Raw genomic sequence first — 15,353 nt, 5'->3', positions numbered from 1 at the left:
GCCATTAAAGTCAAACCTAAATTAATGGTTTTAGGTTCCAAATGCAAACAGGACCCAATAGTAATTCCTTTGAAAGGTTGAGTTTCTTCATATTCGGCTTTAATAGATTCCAAAACAGGCATGTGTTTTTGAACCCATTCAATTTTTCTTACACCTTCAGGTGCAAGTGACATGTCCTTAACTTTACTCATAAAAATCACCATGATAATAATTATTAATAATATAATTATATTATTAGAAGTTATTAAATATATCTCAAAATTTAAAAAAAATACCAAATATTGCAAAAAAACAAAAACTTTAAATGTAATGATAAAAATAAATATATTTGTTAGATGCCGGGGTGGCTCAGCTGGTTAGAGCGCACGGCTCATAGGGTAATAAAGCAGTGCTCTGACTTATTCCTGGGATACCGTGAGATCGCGGGTTCGAATCCCGCCCCCGGCATCCAATATCCCAGGAATTCCATCTTAACTACTTTTTTTAAAACACTTTTTCAAAACATAACCATTTTATATTTAAGTAATAATATATAATATTGAGGTTTTGGAAATGTTATATAATACGCTTGGAAAAACAAACTTAAAAGTCTCAAGATTGGGTTTTGGAACAATGAGGCTTCCAACAAAAGGTTCTAATGACCAAATTGTTGAAGATGAAGCTACTGAAATGCTCACTTACGGGATTGAAAACGGAATAAACCTTATTGATACTGCATATCCATATCATAATGTAGAATTGTCCGGCAGCGGAAACAGTGAAATATTTTTAGGTAATTTTTTAAAGGAAAATAGCTATAGGGATGACATTATATTATCCACCAAATCACCTACATGGGCAATTGAAAAAAAAGAAGATTTCGATACCTTCTTAGATGAACAGCTTAAAAAACTCCAAACTGATTATATTGACATATACTTACTCCATTCACTTACAGAACCCATTTGGGCGCATATTAACGATTTGAACGTATTGGACTTCCTGGACGACTGTCTCAGTTCCGGAGTAGTGAAACATATTGGATTTTCATCACATATCGAAGTTGATTATCTAATCGAAATTCTAGACGAATATCCGAAATGGGAAGTGGCTCTAACCCAAATGAACTATCTTGATGAATACTACCAGTCAGGAGTAATGGGACTTAACTACCTAAAAGAAATTAATGTTGGAAGCATGATTATGGAACCGTTGCGCGGAGGCAGACTGGTAAATAATATTCCCGAAGAAGTTAAAGCATGGTGGGAAATAGCTGAAGTTAAAAGAACCCCTGTTGAATGGGCTTTACAATACCTATGGAACCGTGATGATGTGGATTGTGTTTTAAGCGGTATGACAAGTTTAAAACAGGTGAAAGAAAACATCAAATATGCCTCTAATGAAGATATCATTAATGAATATGACCAGGAAATCATAAGAGAAGTTGCAAGGCAGTATAAGGCTTCATCTTTGGGAAATGATTGTACAAGATGCGGTTACTGCATGCCCTGTCCTGAAGGAGTGGACATCGTTAACTGCCTAACCGAATACAACATTGCTCAAATGATGAGGGATCCTAAGGCCAGTGCAATGCAATATTTCTCATTAATTGGTGAGAATTCCAGAGCAGACAGCTGCATATCATGTGAAAAATGCCTACCATTCTGTACTCAAATGTTAAACATCCCTGAAGAACTTCAAAAAGTTTATGAATACTTTGGAAGTGAGTTTGACCACTTTTAATGGTGAAATGATGGATTATTGGGAAATCTTAACACGCCAATTAAGTCTGGTTACAAAAGAGGAACAGGAAAAATTCAAAAATGCCAAAATTGCAGTTATAGGTTGCGGTGGAATCGGAGGCCAGACCATTGAAATGCTTGCAAGAATGGGCGTTGGCGAACTTGTTTTAGTTGATGAGGATTCTTTTGATGTATCAAACCTTAATAGGCAAACATTTGCAACATCCGATGATATTGGCCAATCCAAAAGTGATGTTGCCGCCAGAAAAGTTAAATCGATTAATCCGAATGTTAAAGTTACTAATTTTAATGAGCGTGTAGATGCAGCAAACATTGAAAAAATCATTGACGAATCAAATATTGTTGTAGATGCTTTAGACAACATAATAACCAGAGTTATCACCACAAGACTTGCAAAAGAAAAATCAATTCCTTTTATTCATGGTGCAATTCATGGAACATTAGGCCAGGTTACTGTTTTTCTATCAAATACAATAAGTTATGAAGAAATGTTCAACCTGCCGTCAGCAGGTAAAGACTTGAGTGAAAAGGTCATTGAAGATTTGAATAAACTTACTTCAGGCGTTCCACCGGTTATCGGACCAACTCCAAATCTGGTTGGTTGTCTTGAAGCTATGGAAGCCTTTAAAATCATTACTGGAATTGGCAAAGTTACTGTTGCCCCAAAAATATTAACATTTGATTTATTGGACTTTTCATCGTTTTCGGTTGATGAAATCTAAACAGAAAATCAAATTTCAATTTATTTTTTATGCAAATTTAAACAAAATTTCATTATTTTTTAAAATTGATGTCATAATATCTACTAAAAAAACAAAATAATTATACATTAATATATGAAAATTTACATAATAGATATCAATTACTAGTTTTTTCAAAACATTTATATACAATAATATGGAATATATTTTTAAGTAGGAATATATTTTCCGACTGATTTTTACTAACCCGATAATTATTTAAGGTTATTGGAGCATGATTCTATGAGCGATATTAACGAAGAAAAAATGGAAAGAGTTATCGAACAAATGGTAGAAGACAACATTAAATTTATTCGTCTGCAATTTGTTGATATCAATGGTACTGTTAAAAATATTGTTATTCCATTCAATAAAGAAGATATGGAAGATTTAATTAATGAAGGAATGTTATTTGACGGATCCTCAATAGCAGGATTTGTCGGAATTAATGAAAGTGACTTGGTTTTAAAACCAGACATTAACACCTACTCCCGATTATCCTGGAGACCTGAAGAATCTGCAGTGTGCAGATTTATTTGTGACGTATGGACTCCTGAACATGAACCGTTTGTTGGAGACCCAAGAAGCGTTCTTAAAAAATCATTAGCAAAAATAGGTAAAATGGGTCTGCAATACAACATCGGTCCGGAACCTGAATTCTTTATCGTGGACATCGATGAAAACGGATATCCGATGCCATACGATGAAGCAGGCTACTTTGATGTGGAACCACTAGATAAAGGACCGGACTTCAGAAGAGAATTAACCCTAAACTTAGAAGAACTTGATTTTGAAGTAGAAGCTTCTCACCACGAAGTGGCACCAGGTCAAAACGAAATCGCATTTAAATTCAAAGACGCTTTAAAAACTGCAGATGCAGTAATTACATTCAAACAGGCTATTAAAGCTATTGTAGACAATATGGCTACCTTTGACCAAATGGACTACCGTGTAACATTTATGCCAAAACCGTTCTTCGGCGTTAACGGTAGTGGTATGCACTGTCACCAATCTGTGTTTAAAGGTGATAAAAACTTATTCTCAGACCCAGATTCAGAAAACGGTCTTTCAAAAGATGCGCTTCACTTTATGGGAGGATTGCTGAAACACGCTCCAGCTATTACTGCAATTACCAACCCGATTGTAAATTCATACAAACGTTTAGTACCAGGTTATGAAGCTCCAGTATACAGAGCATACGGTCTTAAAAACAGATCTGCTTTAATCAGAGTGCCTGCAGCACGTGGAAAAGCAACACGTATTGAATACAGATCACCAGACCCTGCATGTAATCCATACTTAGCATTTGCAGTAATGTTGGAAGCTGGTATCGACGGTATTCAAAACAAAATTGATCCTGGAGACCCAATTGAAGCGGACATTTACAGCATGAGCGAAGAAGAAAGAGAAGCACTTGGAATTAAAGTTTTACCAACAAGTTTGTGGGAAGCTTATCACTCCCTTGAAGAAGACCCACTCATTTTAGGAGCTTTAGGCGACCACATTTCAGAAAAATTCCTAGAGCTCAAATACCAAGAATGGGACGAATACCGTGTTCAAGTATTTGGATACGAACAAAGAAAATATTTAGATATCTAAATCTAAATATTATTTTTTTTATTTTGAATTTAATTATCCGATTAAATTTGAAAGTATGGAGCATCATTTATGTCTGAATCAGAACGCCGAATGATAGAAATACTAAGAATACTAAACGCTCAAGATAAACCAACAGGATCCAAATTAATTGCTGATGAACTAAAAAATAAAGGATTTAACCTAGGTGAACGTGCAGTTAGATACCACATGCAAATACTTGATGAAAAAGGATATACCGAAAGAATGGGATATTCAGGAAGGCAAATTACCGACCTCGGTCGTGAAAAATTGGAAAAGGGATTGATATATGACCAGGTTGATTTCATTAATTCAAAATTTGAAGAAATGATATATTTAGCTGACTTTAACTATATGACACAAAGCGGAAATGTAGTTGTCAATACATCAACCATTTATAATGAAGAGTCAATTAATATAATGAAAGATATTATTGAAAGTGGTCTTTGTGTAAGTCCTTACGTTAATTTAAATAAAGTTGGAAAGAAAGATAAAATTGAAGTAACAACATTGTGTGGAACAACAATCGACGGGATACTTCTAAATGAAGGAATACCATCACAACCAAAATATGGTGGGCTTTTAAAAATAGAGGACACCCACCCAGTCAAATTTACAGAATTGATTTCATACAAAAAAACATCCCTTACACCTCTTGATGCTTTTGTAAACACCAACCAGACATCTGTTTTAGATGTGATTACAAAAGGTAGTGGAATAATTCCTGCAAACTTTAGACTGATACCTGGAATAGGTAGGCAAAAAGCAGTAGACGTGCTCAATAAATTAAATAAAATTGGAATCGGAGGAATAATTGACATTTCAAAAGAAGGGGAAGGCAATTTAGGAATACCTATACCTGAAGGAATGGTTGGAATAACAATAGTTGGTGGTATAACACCATTTTGCGGTATAAAAGAGCTAGGAGAAGAAATAGACATAAAAATAGCAGAGGAAATAACTGATTTCAAAACATTATCCCCAATTGTAAATTCGATTACGCCTAGTTTAAAACCTGTAAATCCAAAAAAACACCCTCAAATACCATTCTTACTTTCAAAATCCTGGAATTTAATTCAGCAAGTAAATTTTGATGTTGAAAAAAGAAAAGGAGACATTATAGCTAATGTATCTTACATTAACAAAGACTATTTGGAGGATGCTTTAGGTGTAATGGAAGATACATTTAATTCCAATCCAAAATACATAAATCCATATTATAAAATTATTAATCACGAAACAAATGATGATAAAGTAGGTATTGCTACAATTTGCAGTTTAAGTATTGACGGATTGCTGATAAACAATGGAATAATGTCCAACCCAATTTATGGAGGATTACTTGAGTTAACCGAACCTCCCCTATTCATTGATCTGATATCATATAATGGTACAACAATAGATCCACATAAAATATTTTTATCAAAAAATATGACTTCCATATCACAAAATATTGGAACTAAAAAAATATTGGCCAGTTTTAAGGAAATTCCATACATTGCACGGGATTATGCTGTTCATTTACTCGAAATATTAAAAAGTACAGGATTTTCAATTTATAAAATAGGAAAACCTAGAGAAGTAACATACAATGCAAAAGCGGATAACTACAACTTTGGTATTGTGGCCGGAAGTGGACTTAACACCATCGGTGCAATAAAAGAAAATGGAATAGATATCGAAGTTAAAGCTATTGAAAAATTAATTCCATTTGAAGAAATGGATAGGTTGTAACTAAATTACATTTACTTCCACTTCTTCACCATTTTTAGGGTAATGGACAAATTCAATGATATCTTCTTCAAATTCATAAACATCAAGTTCAATAACAGAACCTAAATCACTTTCATCTAAAGAAATTAATAATTTAAAGCCGGGTTTACCATAATATTCAGAAAAATCTACATTCAAGACTTCACCTTCTGCAAAAACCCTATTATAAGAAATTTCAATTCTATCATGCATTTTTACATTTTCTTTTAAGTAATTTACGGCTTCTTTTGTGGTTAATTCTAATTCTTTCATGACAATCAACCTCACTAACATATAATTATATGTCATCATATATAAACTTGTTTGTATAATATCGAACAAAATAATTTTTCAATGAAAAATCAAACAAAAAATAATAAATAAAAAATAGAATTATAAAACTTCGATGACTGTTTCATCGCCATCATGAATATGGCGTATTTCTAATAAATCATCAGCAATCTCGTGTAAATCAACTTCAACAGATTGATTTAAAATTTCGCCGGTTAACTGTAAACCAACTCTAAGACCTTCACCAGTCACTTCATCCTCCTCAGTGATTCCTAACACTTCACCGGGAGCAAAAATACGATTATAAGAAATTTCAAAAACATCTCCAACATAAACATTATTTCTTACAAACTCGACTACTTCCTCAAAGGTCATTTCAACTTCTTTTACCATAATATCGCCTGCAACTTTAAAAAAAAGAAAAAAGAGAAGGAATTATAAATTCCTGTATTCTCTGATTGAAGTATATTCGTCGTCTAATTCGCCGTAAGTAGCTAATTTTTCTTTGTTAGCTTCAGCATCTAAGTAAAGGTTACCTTTACCGTTAAGACCAATATCTCCAGTATAGTGGATATATTTACCTTCAAAGACGGATCCGTCAACTTCAGGGTCAACTACAATACCATTAAGAACAAATCCTTCGAGTAATCTTCCGAGGAATCCGTGAATAATAATGTTACCGTTTTTCATTTGACCACCAGGCCAACGGTTTACGTCACCGTCAATTTCGATGATACCTTTGGTCATGTGAATACCGGCTAAGATATCACAGTTACCTTTAACGTGAATTCTTCCACCAGTTAGACATTCACCACATTGTTTACCAGCGTTTCCGCCAACAACAATTTGTCCTCCGGTCATACCTCTCCATTCACCAATGTAAGAAGCACCGGTGAACTCTTTGGTATTACCTTCAATTTCAAGGTATCCACCAGACATTTCTCTTCCAGCGTGAGCAGCTGCATCACCTTTAACAAGGATAGATCCACCGGACATTTCTGCACCTACGTGTAAATCTACACTACTGTTACATACGATGTTTCCAGCACTCATTTTACAACCTATGTATTTTACCCTGTTTAAATCTCCATTGAGAATCATTTCGACTTCAGCAGGTCCGTTAGCTTCTCCTTCTACAGTAATGTCGAAGAAGTCAGTAATTGGGAATCTGGAGTTTCCAATAGGAACTTGATATTTAGCAAAGTCTGCTTCAGTCCAGGAATAAATTTCATCAGGAATCAATTCATCAAATTCTAAAGCGATTGATGAAGTTTTTATTTGATCAAATGTAATTGTTTTCAAACTAAACACCCCTATTTACCATCAACATCTATTCTGATTGGGTTAGATACATAGTGGTCATGTACTGGATAGTTTTCCCATTTAACTGAGTAGTATTGGGTAAAGAACGGCATAATGTTGTCGATAACTTTTTGTTCTTGTTGTTCCCATCCTTTTACGTTAACCCAAACGTTTTGACTTTCTTTAACTTTAACAATTTCTTTATCTTTTACTAATATTTGACCATCTTTAATAGTGTATTCAGCTACATTGAAACCTTTTTCGATTTCATCAGGTTGTTTAGATGGGTCAATTTCATTAGGATTTATGTCATATACTGCAATGTCTGCTCTGTATCCAGGAGTAAGAGCACCTTTATCAGTGAATCCGTAGATTTTAGCTGGAGCAGCTCTTGTAATAGTTGCAATATCGTAGAAATCGTATTCTCTTTCAAGAGTTGGGAGTAAAGTTCTTTTGTTAACCCATTTGTGAACTTCGTTTTCACACATGTCTAATCTTTTCTCGTTACTCATCAACCAGGAGATAATTCTAGGATATCTGGTAAATGGTCCTGCGTTAGGGTGGTCAGTAGTTAAACATACTCTCCATGGATCTTCAATTAACAAGAATAATTCAAGACCGATAGCCCATTGTAAGGTACTAACAGGACTTTTCTTGGAGTAAATACATGGAATAATACCTGCTGCAGTTTCACATTCAATATCCTTGTTGGTCCATTTAAGACCGGATAGTCTGAATAAGTCGTATTCCATAGGAGCATCTGCAGTCATAGTAGTAGTTTCATCGAAAGTTACTTGACCGATATCACAAGTAATATTGTCTTTTTTGTTGAAATGTTTAGCAACTTCTTCAGCACCTGAGGTTACATCTTTCCAACTGTTACCTAAGTAAGAGTGGAATTGTAAGTGAGTCATGTGCATGACTTGGTCCCTGATTTCAGCTGCACCTTTACCTTTTTTAATACCATCCATAGCATCCATGGTTTGTAAGGTTGTAGGTACGTTACCTGGGTGTCCTAAGTCATTAGGGTGAATGTGGATAGAGTGAGGTAAGTTTAACATTTCGTTAGCTTTTGCTAAAGCAATAACAACTTCTTTAGAAGTTACATCAAAGTATGGTGCTTTATCATTGAAACCGTGTACGTTCATACCCCATCCCCATGCTTCACTTCCACATGGGTTTACGATTTTTACACCGTAACCTTTTGAGATTTTTAACCATGCTGCAATAAATGCTGCAATGTCTTCAATATTGTTATCTTTTGCATATTCCATTACAAACCAGTTGTTACCGAATAATGGTAAAGCTGGAATATCTAATTGTGGAATAGTTGCAATTTCTTCGTGAGTGTGTTTTGCTTCAAGAGGAGGCATAGCTGCTTCTACAACAGTACCGTAACCTAATCTTGAGTATCTGTATCCAGTTGCAGGACAACTTGGGATAGAGAATCCAGATTCTGATCTTAATACTTTAGTTTTTTGAGTAACACCTCTTCTGGAATCTTCAGGTCTGTATAATCTTCCAACTACTAATTTTGGACCTGCAACGTGAGCGTGAGGGTCAATACCTGCTGGCATGACTATTTTATCGGTAACGTCTAAGACTTTAGCATCTGCAGATACATTATCTACAATGACACCATCTTTGAACATAACGTCCATCTTTTCCCCGTTAACTTCGTTAGCAGGGTCATAGACAATACCATTTTTAAGAATATATTCCATTATATCACCTTTAGAGTGCGTTTGGATTTGGCACATATTTTGGAGCTACGTTTGGCTCTTCTCTGAGTTTCATTACTCTTTCTTTCAATTCACGGACAATCCATTCGTCGTCACGACAGGTTTCTGGTTTGTCGATAGCTTTCTTCATGTAGATAGGAACTCCATCCATACGGTAACTGGTACCAGCACATTCTACAGCAATGAATGAACCTGGCAATACTACGTCAGCAAGTTCAGTAGATGGACCCCAGTGAATATCGATTTGAATAACAGGAATGTTAGCTAAGTGTTGGTTTGCTCCATTAGGGAAGTGAGCACCAGGGTCAGCTGCAATAACCATGAAACAGTCTGGTTCTTTTCTGGTTAATAAATCGATAGTGTTGGTTTCTCCTAACATATATCTTGGGTAACCTCTACAGTAGTCAACACCAAATGCAAATCCACATTCGAATGCCATGAAAATGTTGAAACCGTTTACGTTAAAGTGACCTCTCATTGGAGTAAGACCCCATTTGGAGAATCTGTTTAAGTCTTGTACCATTTTAATAGCAATATCGATGTTTCTTTGTTTGGATAATGTGTGGGTTAAACCTAAACCGAAGAAGAGAACACCGAATTCAGCGCTTTTCATTTCTTCTGCTAATTCGTAAATATCTTCTTTAGGAATTCCAGAAATTACATCTTGGTATAATTCTTTTCCTCTGAGTACAGCTCTAATAGCATTGTAGAAACCGTAGTCTCCGTTTTGTTCAAATCCGATCCATTTGTCAGAACATTTTGCAGTGTCTGAGAATTTTGGATCCATGGTAATAACAGTTCTGTCGAATCTTCCTCTTTGTCTGAAGTATCCACGACAGAATACAGCATATCTTGCCATGTGTCTTGGGTGAGAGTTCATAGCGTTACTTCCAGAGTAAGCAATAACGTCTGCTCTGTTTTGAACTTCTCCTAAGGTTTGAATAGGGTAACCTGCGTTTTGCACAGCTTGTAAGGAAGGACCGTGACAGATAGTAGCTTGGTTATCTAAAACTGCACCGATGTATTCACCTAATGCTACTCCTTCTTTCATACATTCAGTAGAAGTTTCAGACCAACCGTAAAATACTGGTCTTACTGAGTTAGCAATGTATTCAGCAGCTTTATCTAAAGCAGTATCCCAATCTACTTCGGTAAGTTCTCCGTTTTCATCCCTAATCATTGGAACAAGTAATCTTTGGTCCATATCTTCCATAATTTTACTTGCCCCTAATCTGCATGCGTGTCTTACAGCAACAACGTGATTATCTTTTACTAAGTAATCTAAGTCGTCACAGTTACAACCACAGAATGCACAGGTACAATTTTCAACAATGTAATCATAATCAGTTACAGGTGGTTCATAAGTCATGGTCAATCAACTCCTCCCATTTACGTCCGTGATAAACAGGCAATTCACCTAAAGATTCCATGTTTTCAACAACATCGTCATCTTCTTCATCAACGTATTTTTTGTATACCCATCTCATTAAGTCTGCCATGAGTAATACTTTTCTATCAGTTTTTTCTACGGTACAACGAATACCTTTGTAAGTAGGGTCAGAACAACAGTAAGTATCGTGGCTTACAATAGTGTTAGCCCATGGACCTTTACAAATGAATACAGTACCTTCGTGAGGTGCATCTCTTGAAACTGCACAGTTTACTACTACTTCACCGAAATCGGTTTTAACAAGTACAGTATCCCAGTTGTTTACACCTAATTTTGCCATATCTCTAGGATCCATGTAACAGGTACCAGAAGCGTTTTTGTATTCTTCTTTTAAGGTGGATCCTCTTTTTTTACAAGCACCTTGGTAGATGTCAGAACCGGTGTTTAACATACATTTGAGTACGTCAGTAGTTCCTTCACCAGTAATTTTTACATCAGGTACTACAGGTTTTTCTAAATAAGTATTAGCATAATGCATAAAATAATCCCCCTATTCTAACCATATAGCATTTACTGGGCAAAACATTTGACATGTTCCACACTCTTCACATTTTTCAGGACTAAAGAGTTTGATAAATCCGTTTTCTACCATCATAATAACTTCTTCAGTCTTTGCACCATTACCACCAGCATTTTCAGGACTGATAGCTGCGTTAACAGGACAAGCGATTACACAAATCCCGCATCCTAAACAATTATCTTGATTAACTTTAAGTTCCATATAATCACCTAGTTTTTAATAGCGTCTAAAGCTTCATTCCAAGTTGCTGAGTTTGTAGGAGTGTGATCAATTTCGGTTCTTACTACTGTAATAGCTTCGTTAGGACATGCGTTAGCACATGCTTTACATTTAATACAGTAATCAGCATTAGCAATGACATGTTCCATTCTAGAACCAGGACCAGTTGATACAGGGAATGCTAAAGCATTACAACTACAAATATCTACACAAGCACCACAAGCTTGACATTTGTCTTGATCTACTTCGATAGTTCCTTCAAATGGTTTTTTGTGTTTTGCTGCATCAGTAGGACATACTCCTTCACACCATCCGCAGTATACACATGCATTAGAGTCAATTACAGAGTTTCCTGTAACTACTGCTTTAGCAGGGTCTAAATCATATTCACCATAGGAACAAGCTCTACAAAGTGCTTTAATAGCATTAGTAGGACAAGATTTTTTACATACGAGACAGTATACACATTTGTCTTTGTCAATAACAATAGATTCTTTTCCAGTTTCACTATCAACAACAATAGCTTCTGCAGGACATAATTCTTGACATACACCACAGTAAATACAGTCATCTTCATTTACTTCAATTTCACCAGTTACTAAGTCTGCACGACTTGGCAATACTCTTTCAATGACGATTGCATCACGAGGACATGCAATTTCACATCTTTTACAGTAAATACATTCATCATCATCGATTTCTGAGAAAGCGTTGTAGTGAGGATATGCATCAATTTCACGGATAGGTACATCGTTGATTGTTAATACTAATGCATCGACAGGACATAATCCGCTGCACATACCACATAATACACATTTGCTTTCATCAATGCTTATTCTTTGGACGTCAGGAGCTTCTTTGATGTTTTGGCCTATTTTGTCGTGTCCACTGAAATAAGTTTCAAAACCAACACGAGCATCGAGAGCAACTGCATTTAATGTAATTGCTTCAACAGGACAAGTGGATTCACAGATTCCACATCCAAGACAAACATGATCGTTGAAAGACAAATTTCTTACTTCCTCCGCTGACCTTGTAATGTCAAAGTTGTTGTCTTTAACTTCTTTTAAATTTCTAATCATATTAAATCTCCAAAATTTTTATAGAATTAGTTGGGCACTCATCTTTACATAGCTGACAACCGCAACATTGTATGGAGTCTGCATGTGCCGTTAACGATTCTAATTTAATAGCTTTCATCGTACATGCATTTACACATAAGCCACAACCAATACAAGAATCTTCTATATTTACTTCGAAATTTCTTTCTTGGCAAATATTCACAATTTTCCGACTCTGTTCCGGTTCGTTAAAAATAACTTCAGTCATTTTCAAGAAATCACGAGGAGAAAGTTCCGTAATAGTCCTTGCAACATCAATTGAGTTCCAAGACAAGTTACTACCGTTCAAATAATGTGAGATAGTAGATCTGTCAACACCCAGCTCATTTGCAATCGCCTGGTGACTTTCACCAGCATCTTTCAATTTGACTGCAGCCAAATATTTCAAACCAGATGCAATATGTTTTGGCATTTGAACCACCATGTGTAATGATTACACATATGTTTACTTATATAAATATATTTGCCTATAAAAATCAAGACACAAGCTTTATATACTACTGTGGGAATACTACAACAAAAAAATTTAAATATTTACTTTAAAAATAGATTTAAACATATAGATAGCTAAATTATCTTTAAAAAATAAAAAAACAATTTTAAAGTTTTAATTTTAAATTTAGATATTAATTTGCGATATTAAAAATTGTTTATATCGATTATTTTGTAATAAAAAATAGTTAAAAAGTATGAAAAAAGCATGGGAAATGATGAAAAATAGCCAAATTTTTAGGTTGAACAAAAAAATGTGTAGTAACTACACATCATAAAAAAATATAGTATTATTAATGTTAAAATATAATATTAAATTAGGGGATTATGAAATGAAAATCGCATCTGTTGTAGGTAAAAAAAATACCGGAAAAACTTCACTGACTGTAAAAATTATTAATGAATTAACAAAAAGGGGTTACAATGTTGCATCCATCAAACATTCACATCATTCCATTGAAATGGATAAGGAAAATACTGATACCTGGAAACATAAGCAGGCCGGAGCAAATCTTGTTGTGGGAGTTGGATCAACAACATTTTTCAATGCCCGAAAAGAGCATGACCTAAACAGAATTTTATACTTATTAAAACACTTTGATGACTTCGATTTCGTGATAATTGAAGGCTATAAAAGCTATAACTACCCTAAAATCATTACATCCCCCAATGTTAGAGACGAATATACAATAGCTGAAGTAGATTCATTTACAATAGATGACAAAGGAGTCAGTGAACTCGCAGATTTAATCGAAAACAGAGGCCATGATATTGTGGATACTCTTTTTGCAAATAATTGTGGGTTTAATAATGGAGAAACAATTGCAAAAGAAATCAGAGAAGGAAATTTAAGTGTTGATGAATTAGATGATGTTCACAGTTATTTATCAATCGATGAACATGTAGTTGGACTTAACAGATTCGTAAGCGACTATCTAAAGCAAAACATTATTGGTGTCATAAACACATTAAATCTTGAAGAGTATAATGTTGAAAATATAGGTAAAATCGAATTAGTGGTTCCAAATAGCCCAACATCACAAAAAAATGAAGATTCAGAATGCTCTATATTAATTAACAAAAAATCATTATATATTAACAAATTTACAAAAAATATCGTGTCAAATTCCATAAAAGCAATGATAAAGTCAATTAAAACTGAAGATAATGTGAAGTCAATCTTCATTCAGATTTCAGATATTGCAAATGGAGAACTGGAAAACTCCAACATAATTCTAAAAACCAACGACCACGATGTTGAAATAAACGAATTTACATCAGGAATCCTAAAAGAGACAATTTATGCAATTATTAACTCATTACACATTGATGAAGAAATTAGCGAAATCGAAATTAAGGTGGCAGATTAAATGACAGAAGAATTTGTTAAAGACAACTATAAAAGACCAATCATTTCACTAAGAATAACAATAACAAACAGGTGTAACGTCAACTGCTTATATTGCCACCATGACGGAATGGTTTCTTCAAAACAGGAAATGACCGCAGATGAGTTGTATATAATATGTAAAATTGCAAAAGATATTGGCGTTCAAAAAATAAGAATTTCCGGTGGCGAACCGTTAATCAGAAAAGATATTGTTGAAATTATTGAAAAAATAGCCAGTCTTGACTTTAAAGATATTTCAATGACAACTAATGGAACATATCTTGAAAAATACGCTCAGGGTCTAAAGGATGCGGGACTTGATAGAGTAAATGTCAGCCTCGATACATTAAACCCTGAAACCTATGAACTCATTACTAAAAAGGATTATCTGGACTCTGCTAAAGCAGGAATCCTAAAGGCCGTTGAAGTGGGACTGTATCCGGTTAAAATCAACATGGTAGTCATGAAAGACATCAACCAAAATGAAGTTAAGGACATGTTTAAATTCTGCAGAGATAACAATATGGTGCTTCAGCTGATTGAACTTATTGAAAGTGAAAACTGTGATGATGACAAATTCAGTGCGGATTATCATTATAAATTAGATATGATTGAAGAAAGGTTGGCTGATATAGCTGATGAGGTACATGAACGTAAGTTTATGCAGGGACGTAAAAAATATTACATAGACGGTGGAGAAATCGAGGTAGTCAAGCCAGTAGATAACTCTACATTTTGCGCAAATTGCTCCAGATTAAGGATAACTCCAGATGGAAAAATCAAACCATGTCTTTTAAGAAATGATAATTTAGTTGAATTAATTTCCCATGTCAGGAATGGTGAAAGTGATGAAAGACTAAAAGAAATTTTCCTTGACGGAATAAATAATCGTGAACCTTTTAATAAATAGGTTCTTTTATTTTTTAATTAAGAATATAACATTGTTAACTCAAGGTTTCAAAAAAAAGAAAAAAG

Annotated in this window: 16 protein-coding genes and 1 tRNA gene; 7 read left to right on the top strand and 10 right to left on the bottom strand. The window is 34.6% G+C overall.

What is annotated here, in order from left to right; all coding sequences use genetic code 11:
• Positions 1-191 (bottom strand): adenosylhomocysteinase (locus IJL02_RS11325; RefSeq protein WP_292816475.1); only part of this gene is annotated, 191 nt, incomplete at its 3' end.
• A 146-nt stretch (positions 192-337) separates the two neighbouring features.
• Here IJL02_RS11325 and IJL02_RS11320 point away from each other — a divergent pair.
• The 5 genes from IJL02_RS11320 (at position 338) to IJL02_RS11300 (ending at position 5,833) form a co-directional block, all read left to right on the top strand.
• Positions 338-447: transfer RNA gene (locus tag IJL02_RS11320), tRNA-Met, on the top strand.
• Between the two features lie 105 nt (positions 448-552).
• A complete protein-coding gene (locus IJL02_RS11315; RefSeq protein ID WP_292813805.1) occupies positions 553-1,722 on the top strand; it encodes an aldo/keto reductase in 1,170 nt (389 codons plus the stop codon).
• 10 nt (positions 1,723-1,732) lie between these two features.
• Positions 1,733-2,464 carry a HesA/MoeB/ThiF family protein gene (locus tag IJL02_RS11310; RefSeq protein ID WP_292813800.1) on the top strand — a complete coding sequence of 244 codons (732 nt, stop codon included), beginning with the start codon at positions 1,733-1,735 and terminating at the stop codon, positions 2,462-2,464.
• Between the two features lie 261 nt (positions 2,465-2,725).
• Positions 2,726-4,081, top strand: coding sequence for a type I glutamate--ammonia ligase (gene glnA, locus IJL02_RS11305; RefSeq protein WP_292813796.1), 1,356 nt, complete (start codon positions 2,726-2,728; stop codon positions 4,079-4,081).
• A 69-nt stretch (positions 4,082-4,150) separates the two neighbouring features.
• Positions 4,151-5,833: a DUF128 domain-containing protein gene (locus IJL02_RS11300; RefSeq protein ID WP_292813792.1), complete on the top strand. Its 1,683-nt coding sequence runs from the start codon at positions 4,151-4,153 to the stop codon at positions 5,831-5,833.
• Here the strand turns inward: IJL02_RS11300 and IJL02_RS11295 are convergent, their stop codons facing one another.
• The 9 genes from IJL02_RS11295 to IJL02_RS11255 form a co-directional block, all read right to left on the bottom strand.
• On the bottom strand, positions 5,834-6,124 hold the full coding sequence (locus IJL02_RS11295; RefSeq protein WP_292813787.1) for a DUF2097 domain-containing protein: 291 nt from the start codon (positions 6,122-6,124) through the stop codon (positions 5,834-5,836). It lies immediately after the preceding gene.
• A 120-nt stretch (positions 6,125-6,244) separates the two neighbouring features.
• Positions 6,245-6,535: a DUF2097 domain-containing protein gene (locus tag IJL02_RS11290; protein WP_292813783.1), complete on the bottom strand. Its 291-nt coding sequence runs from the start codon at positions 6,533-6,535 to the stop codon at positions 6,245-6,247.
• A gap of 42 nt (positions 6,536-6,577) precedes the next feature.
• Positions 6,578-7,453, bottom strand: a complete 876-nt coding sequence (locus tag IJL02_RS11285; RefSeq protein ID WP_292813781.1) for a formylmethanofuran dehydrogenase subunit C — start codon at positions 7,451-7,453, stop codon at positions 6,578-6,580.
• Positions 7,454-7,455: 2 nt separating this feature from the next.
• Entirely contained in the window at positions 7,456-9,171 is a 1,716-nt protein-coding gene (locus tag IJL02_RS11280) for a formylmethanofuran dehydrogenase subunit A (RefSeq protein WP_292813913.1), read from the bottom strand.
• A 7-nt stretch (positions 9,172-9,178) separates the two neighbouring features.
• Positions 9,179-10,555 (bottom strand): formylmethanofuran dehydrogenase subunit B, encoded by a 1,377-nt coding sequence (locus IJL02_RS11275; RefSeq protein WP_292816473.1) that lies wholly within the window; start codon positions 10,553-10,555, stop codon positions 9,179-9,181.
• The gene (locus IJL02_RS11270; protein WP_067040048.1) at positions 10,545-11,114 is read right to left on the bottom strand and encodes a molybdopterin dinucleotide binding domain-containing protein; all 570 of its coding nucleotides are present in this window, start codon (positions 11,112-11,114) and stop codon (positions 10,545-10,547) included. Before IJL02_RS11270 ends, IJL02_RS11275 begins: the two co-directional genes overlap by 11 nt.
• 12 nt (positions 11,115-11,126) lie before the next feature.
• Positions 11,127-11,357, bottom strand: a complete 231-nt coding sequence (locus IJL02_RS11265; RefSeq protein ID WP_292743149.1) for a ferredoxin family protein — start codon at positions 11,355-11,357, stop codon at positions 11,127-11,129.
• An 8-nt stretch (positions 11,358-11,365) separates the two neighbouring features.
• Entirely contained in the window at positions 11,366-12,457 is a 1,092-nt protein-coding gene (gene fwdF / locus IJL02_RS11260; RefSeq protein WP_292816469.1) for a tungsten-dependent formylmethanofuran dehydrogenase subunit FwdF, read from the bottom strand.
• Position 12,458: 1 nt separating this feature from the next.
• Positions 12,459-12,920 (bottom strand): 4Fe-4S binding protein, encoded by a 462-nt coding sequence (locus tag IJL02_RS11255; protein ID WP_292816467.1) that lies wholly within the window; start codon positions 12,918-12,920, stop codon positions 12,459-12,461.
• Between the two features lie 400 nt (positions 12,921-13,320).
• On the opposite strand from IJL02_RS11255, the gene mobB reads away from it, so the two are divergent.
• Together mobB and moaA are read left to right on the top strand one after the other, a co-directional pair.
• Complete coding sequence (gene mobB / locus IJL02_RS11250) at positions 13,321-14,358, top strand: molybdopterin-guanine dinucleotide biosynthesis protein B (protein WP_292816464.1); 1,038 nt, start codon at positions 13,321-13,323, stop codon at positions 14,356-14,358.
• The gene (gene moaA / locus IJL02_RS11245; protein WP_292816462.1) at positions 14,359-15,288 is read left to right on the top strand and encodes a GTP 3',8-cyclase MoaA; all 930 of its coding nucleotides are present in this window, start codon (positions 14,359-14,361) and stop codon (positions 15,286-15,288) included.
• The last annotated feature ends 65 nt before the right edge of the window (positions 15,289-15,353 follow it).

The sequence above is a fragment of the Methanobrevibacter sp. genome (assembly GCF_017427765.1).
In the GTDB taxonomy this organism is placed as follows: domain Archaea; phylum Methanobacteriota; class Methanobacteria; order Methanobacteriales; family Methanobacteriaceae; genus Methanocatella.
This window is presented reverse-complemented; position numbering and strand designations above follow the sequence as displayed.

Excerpts from the sequence above, each read along its gene's own strand:
- IJL02_RS11315 (WP_292813805.1), top strand. The coding sequence starts at position 553 with ATGTTATATAATACGCTTGGAAAAACAAACTTAAAAGTCTCAAGATTG.
- IJL02_RS11310 (WP_292813800.1), top strand. The coding sequence starts at position 1,733 with ATGGATTATTGGGAAATCTTAACACGCCAATTAAGTCTGGTTACAAAA.
- glnA (WP_292813796.1), top strand. The coding sequence starts at position 2,726 with ATGAGCGATATTAACGAAGAAAAAATGGAAAGAGTTATCGAACAAATG.
- IJL02_RS11300 (WP_292813792.1), top strand. The coding sequence starts at position 4,151 with ATGTCTGAATCAGAACGCCGAATGATAGAAATACTAAGAATACTAAAC.
- IJL02_RS11295 (WP_292813787.1), bottom strand. The coding sequence starts at position 6,124 with ATGAAAGAATTAGAATTAACCACAAAAGAAGCCGTAAATTACTTAAAA.
- IJL02_RS11290 (WP_292813783.1), bottom strand. The coding sequence starts at position 6,535 with ATGGTAAAAGAAGTTGAAATGACCTTTGAGGAAGTAGTCGAGTTTGTA.
- IJL02_RS11275 (WP_292816473.1), bottom strand. The coding sequence starts at position 10,555 with ATGACTTATGAACCACCTGTAACTGATTATGATTACATTGTTGAAAAT.
- IJL02_RS11270 (WP_067040048.1), bottom strand. The coding sequence starts at position 11,114 with ATGCATTATGCTAATACTTATTTAGAAAAACCTGTAGTACCTGATGTA.
- IJL02_RS11265 (WP_292743149.1), bottom strand. The coding sequence starts at position 11,357 with ATGGAACTTAAAGTTAATCAAGATAATTGTTTAGGATGCGGGATTTGT.
- fwdF (WP_292816469.1), bottom strand. The coding sequence starts at position 12,457 with ATGATTAGAAATTTAAAAGAAGTTAAAGACAACAACTTTGACATTACA.
- IJL02_RS11255 (WP_292816467.1), bottom strand. The coding sequence starts at position 12,920 with ATGGTGGTTCAAATGCCAAAACATATTGCATCTGGTTTGAAATATTTG.
- mobB (WP_292816464.1), top strand. The coding sequence starts at position 13,321 with ATGAAAATCGCATCTGTTGTAGGTAAAAAAAATACCGGAAAAACTTCA.
- moaA (WP_292816462.1), top strand. The coding sequence starts at position 14,359 with ATGACAGAAGAATTTGTTAAAGACAACTATAAAAGACCAATCATTTCA.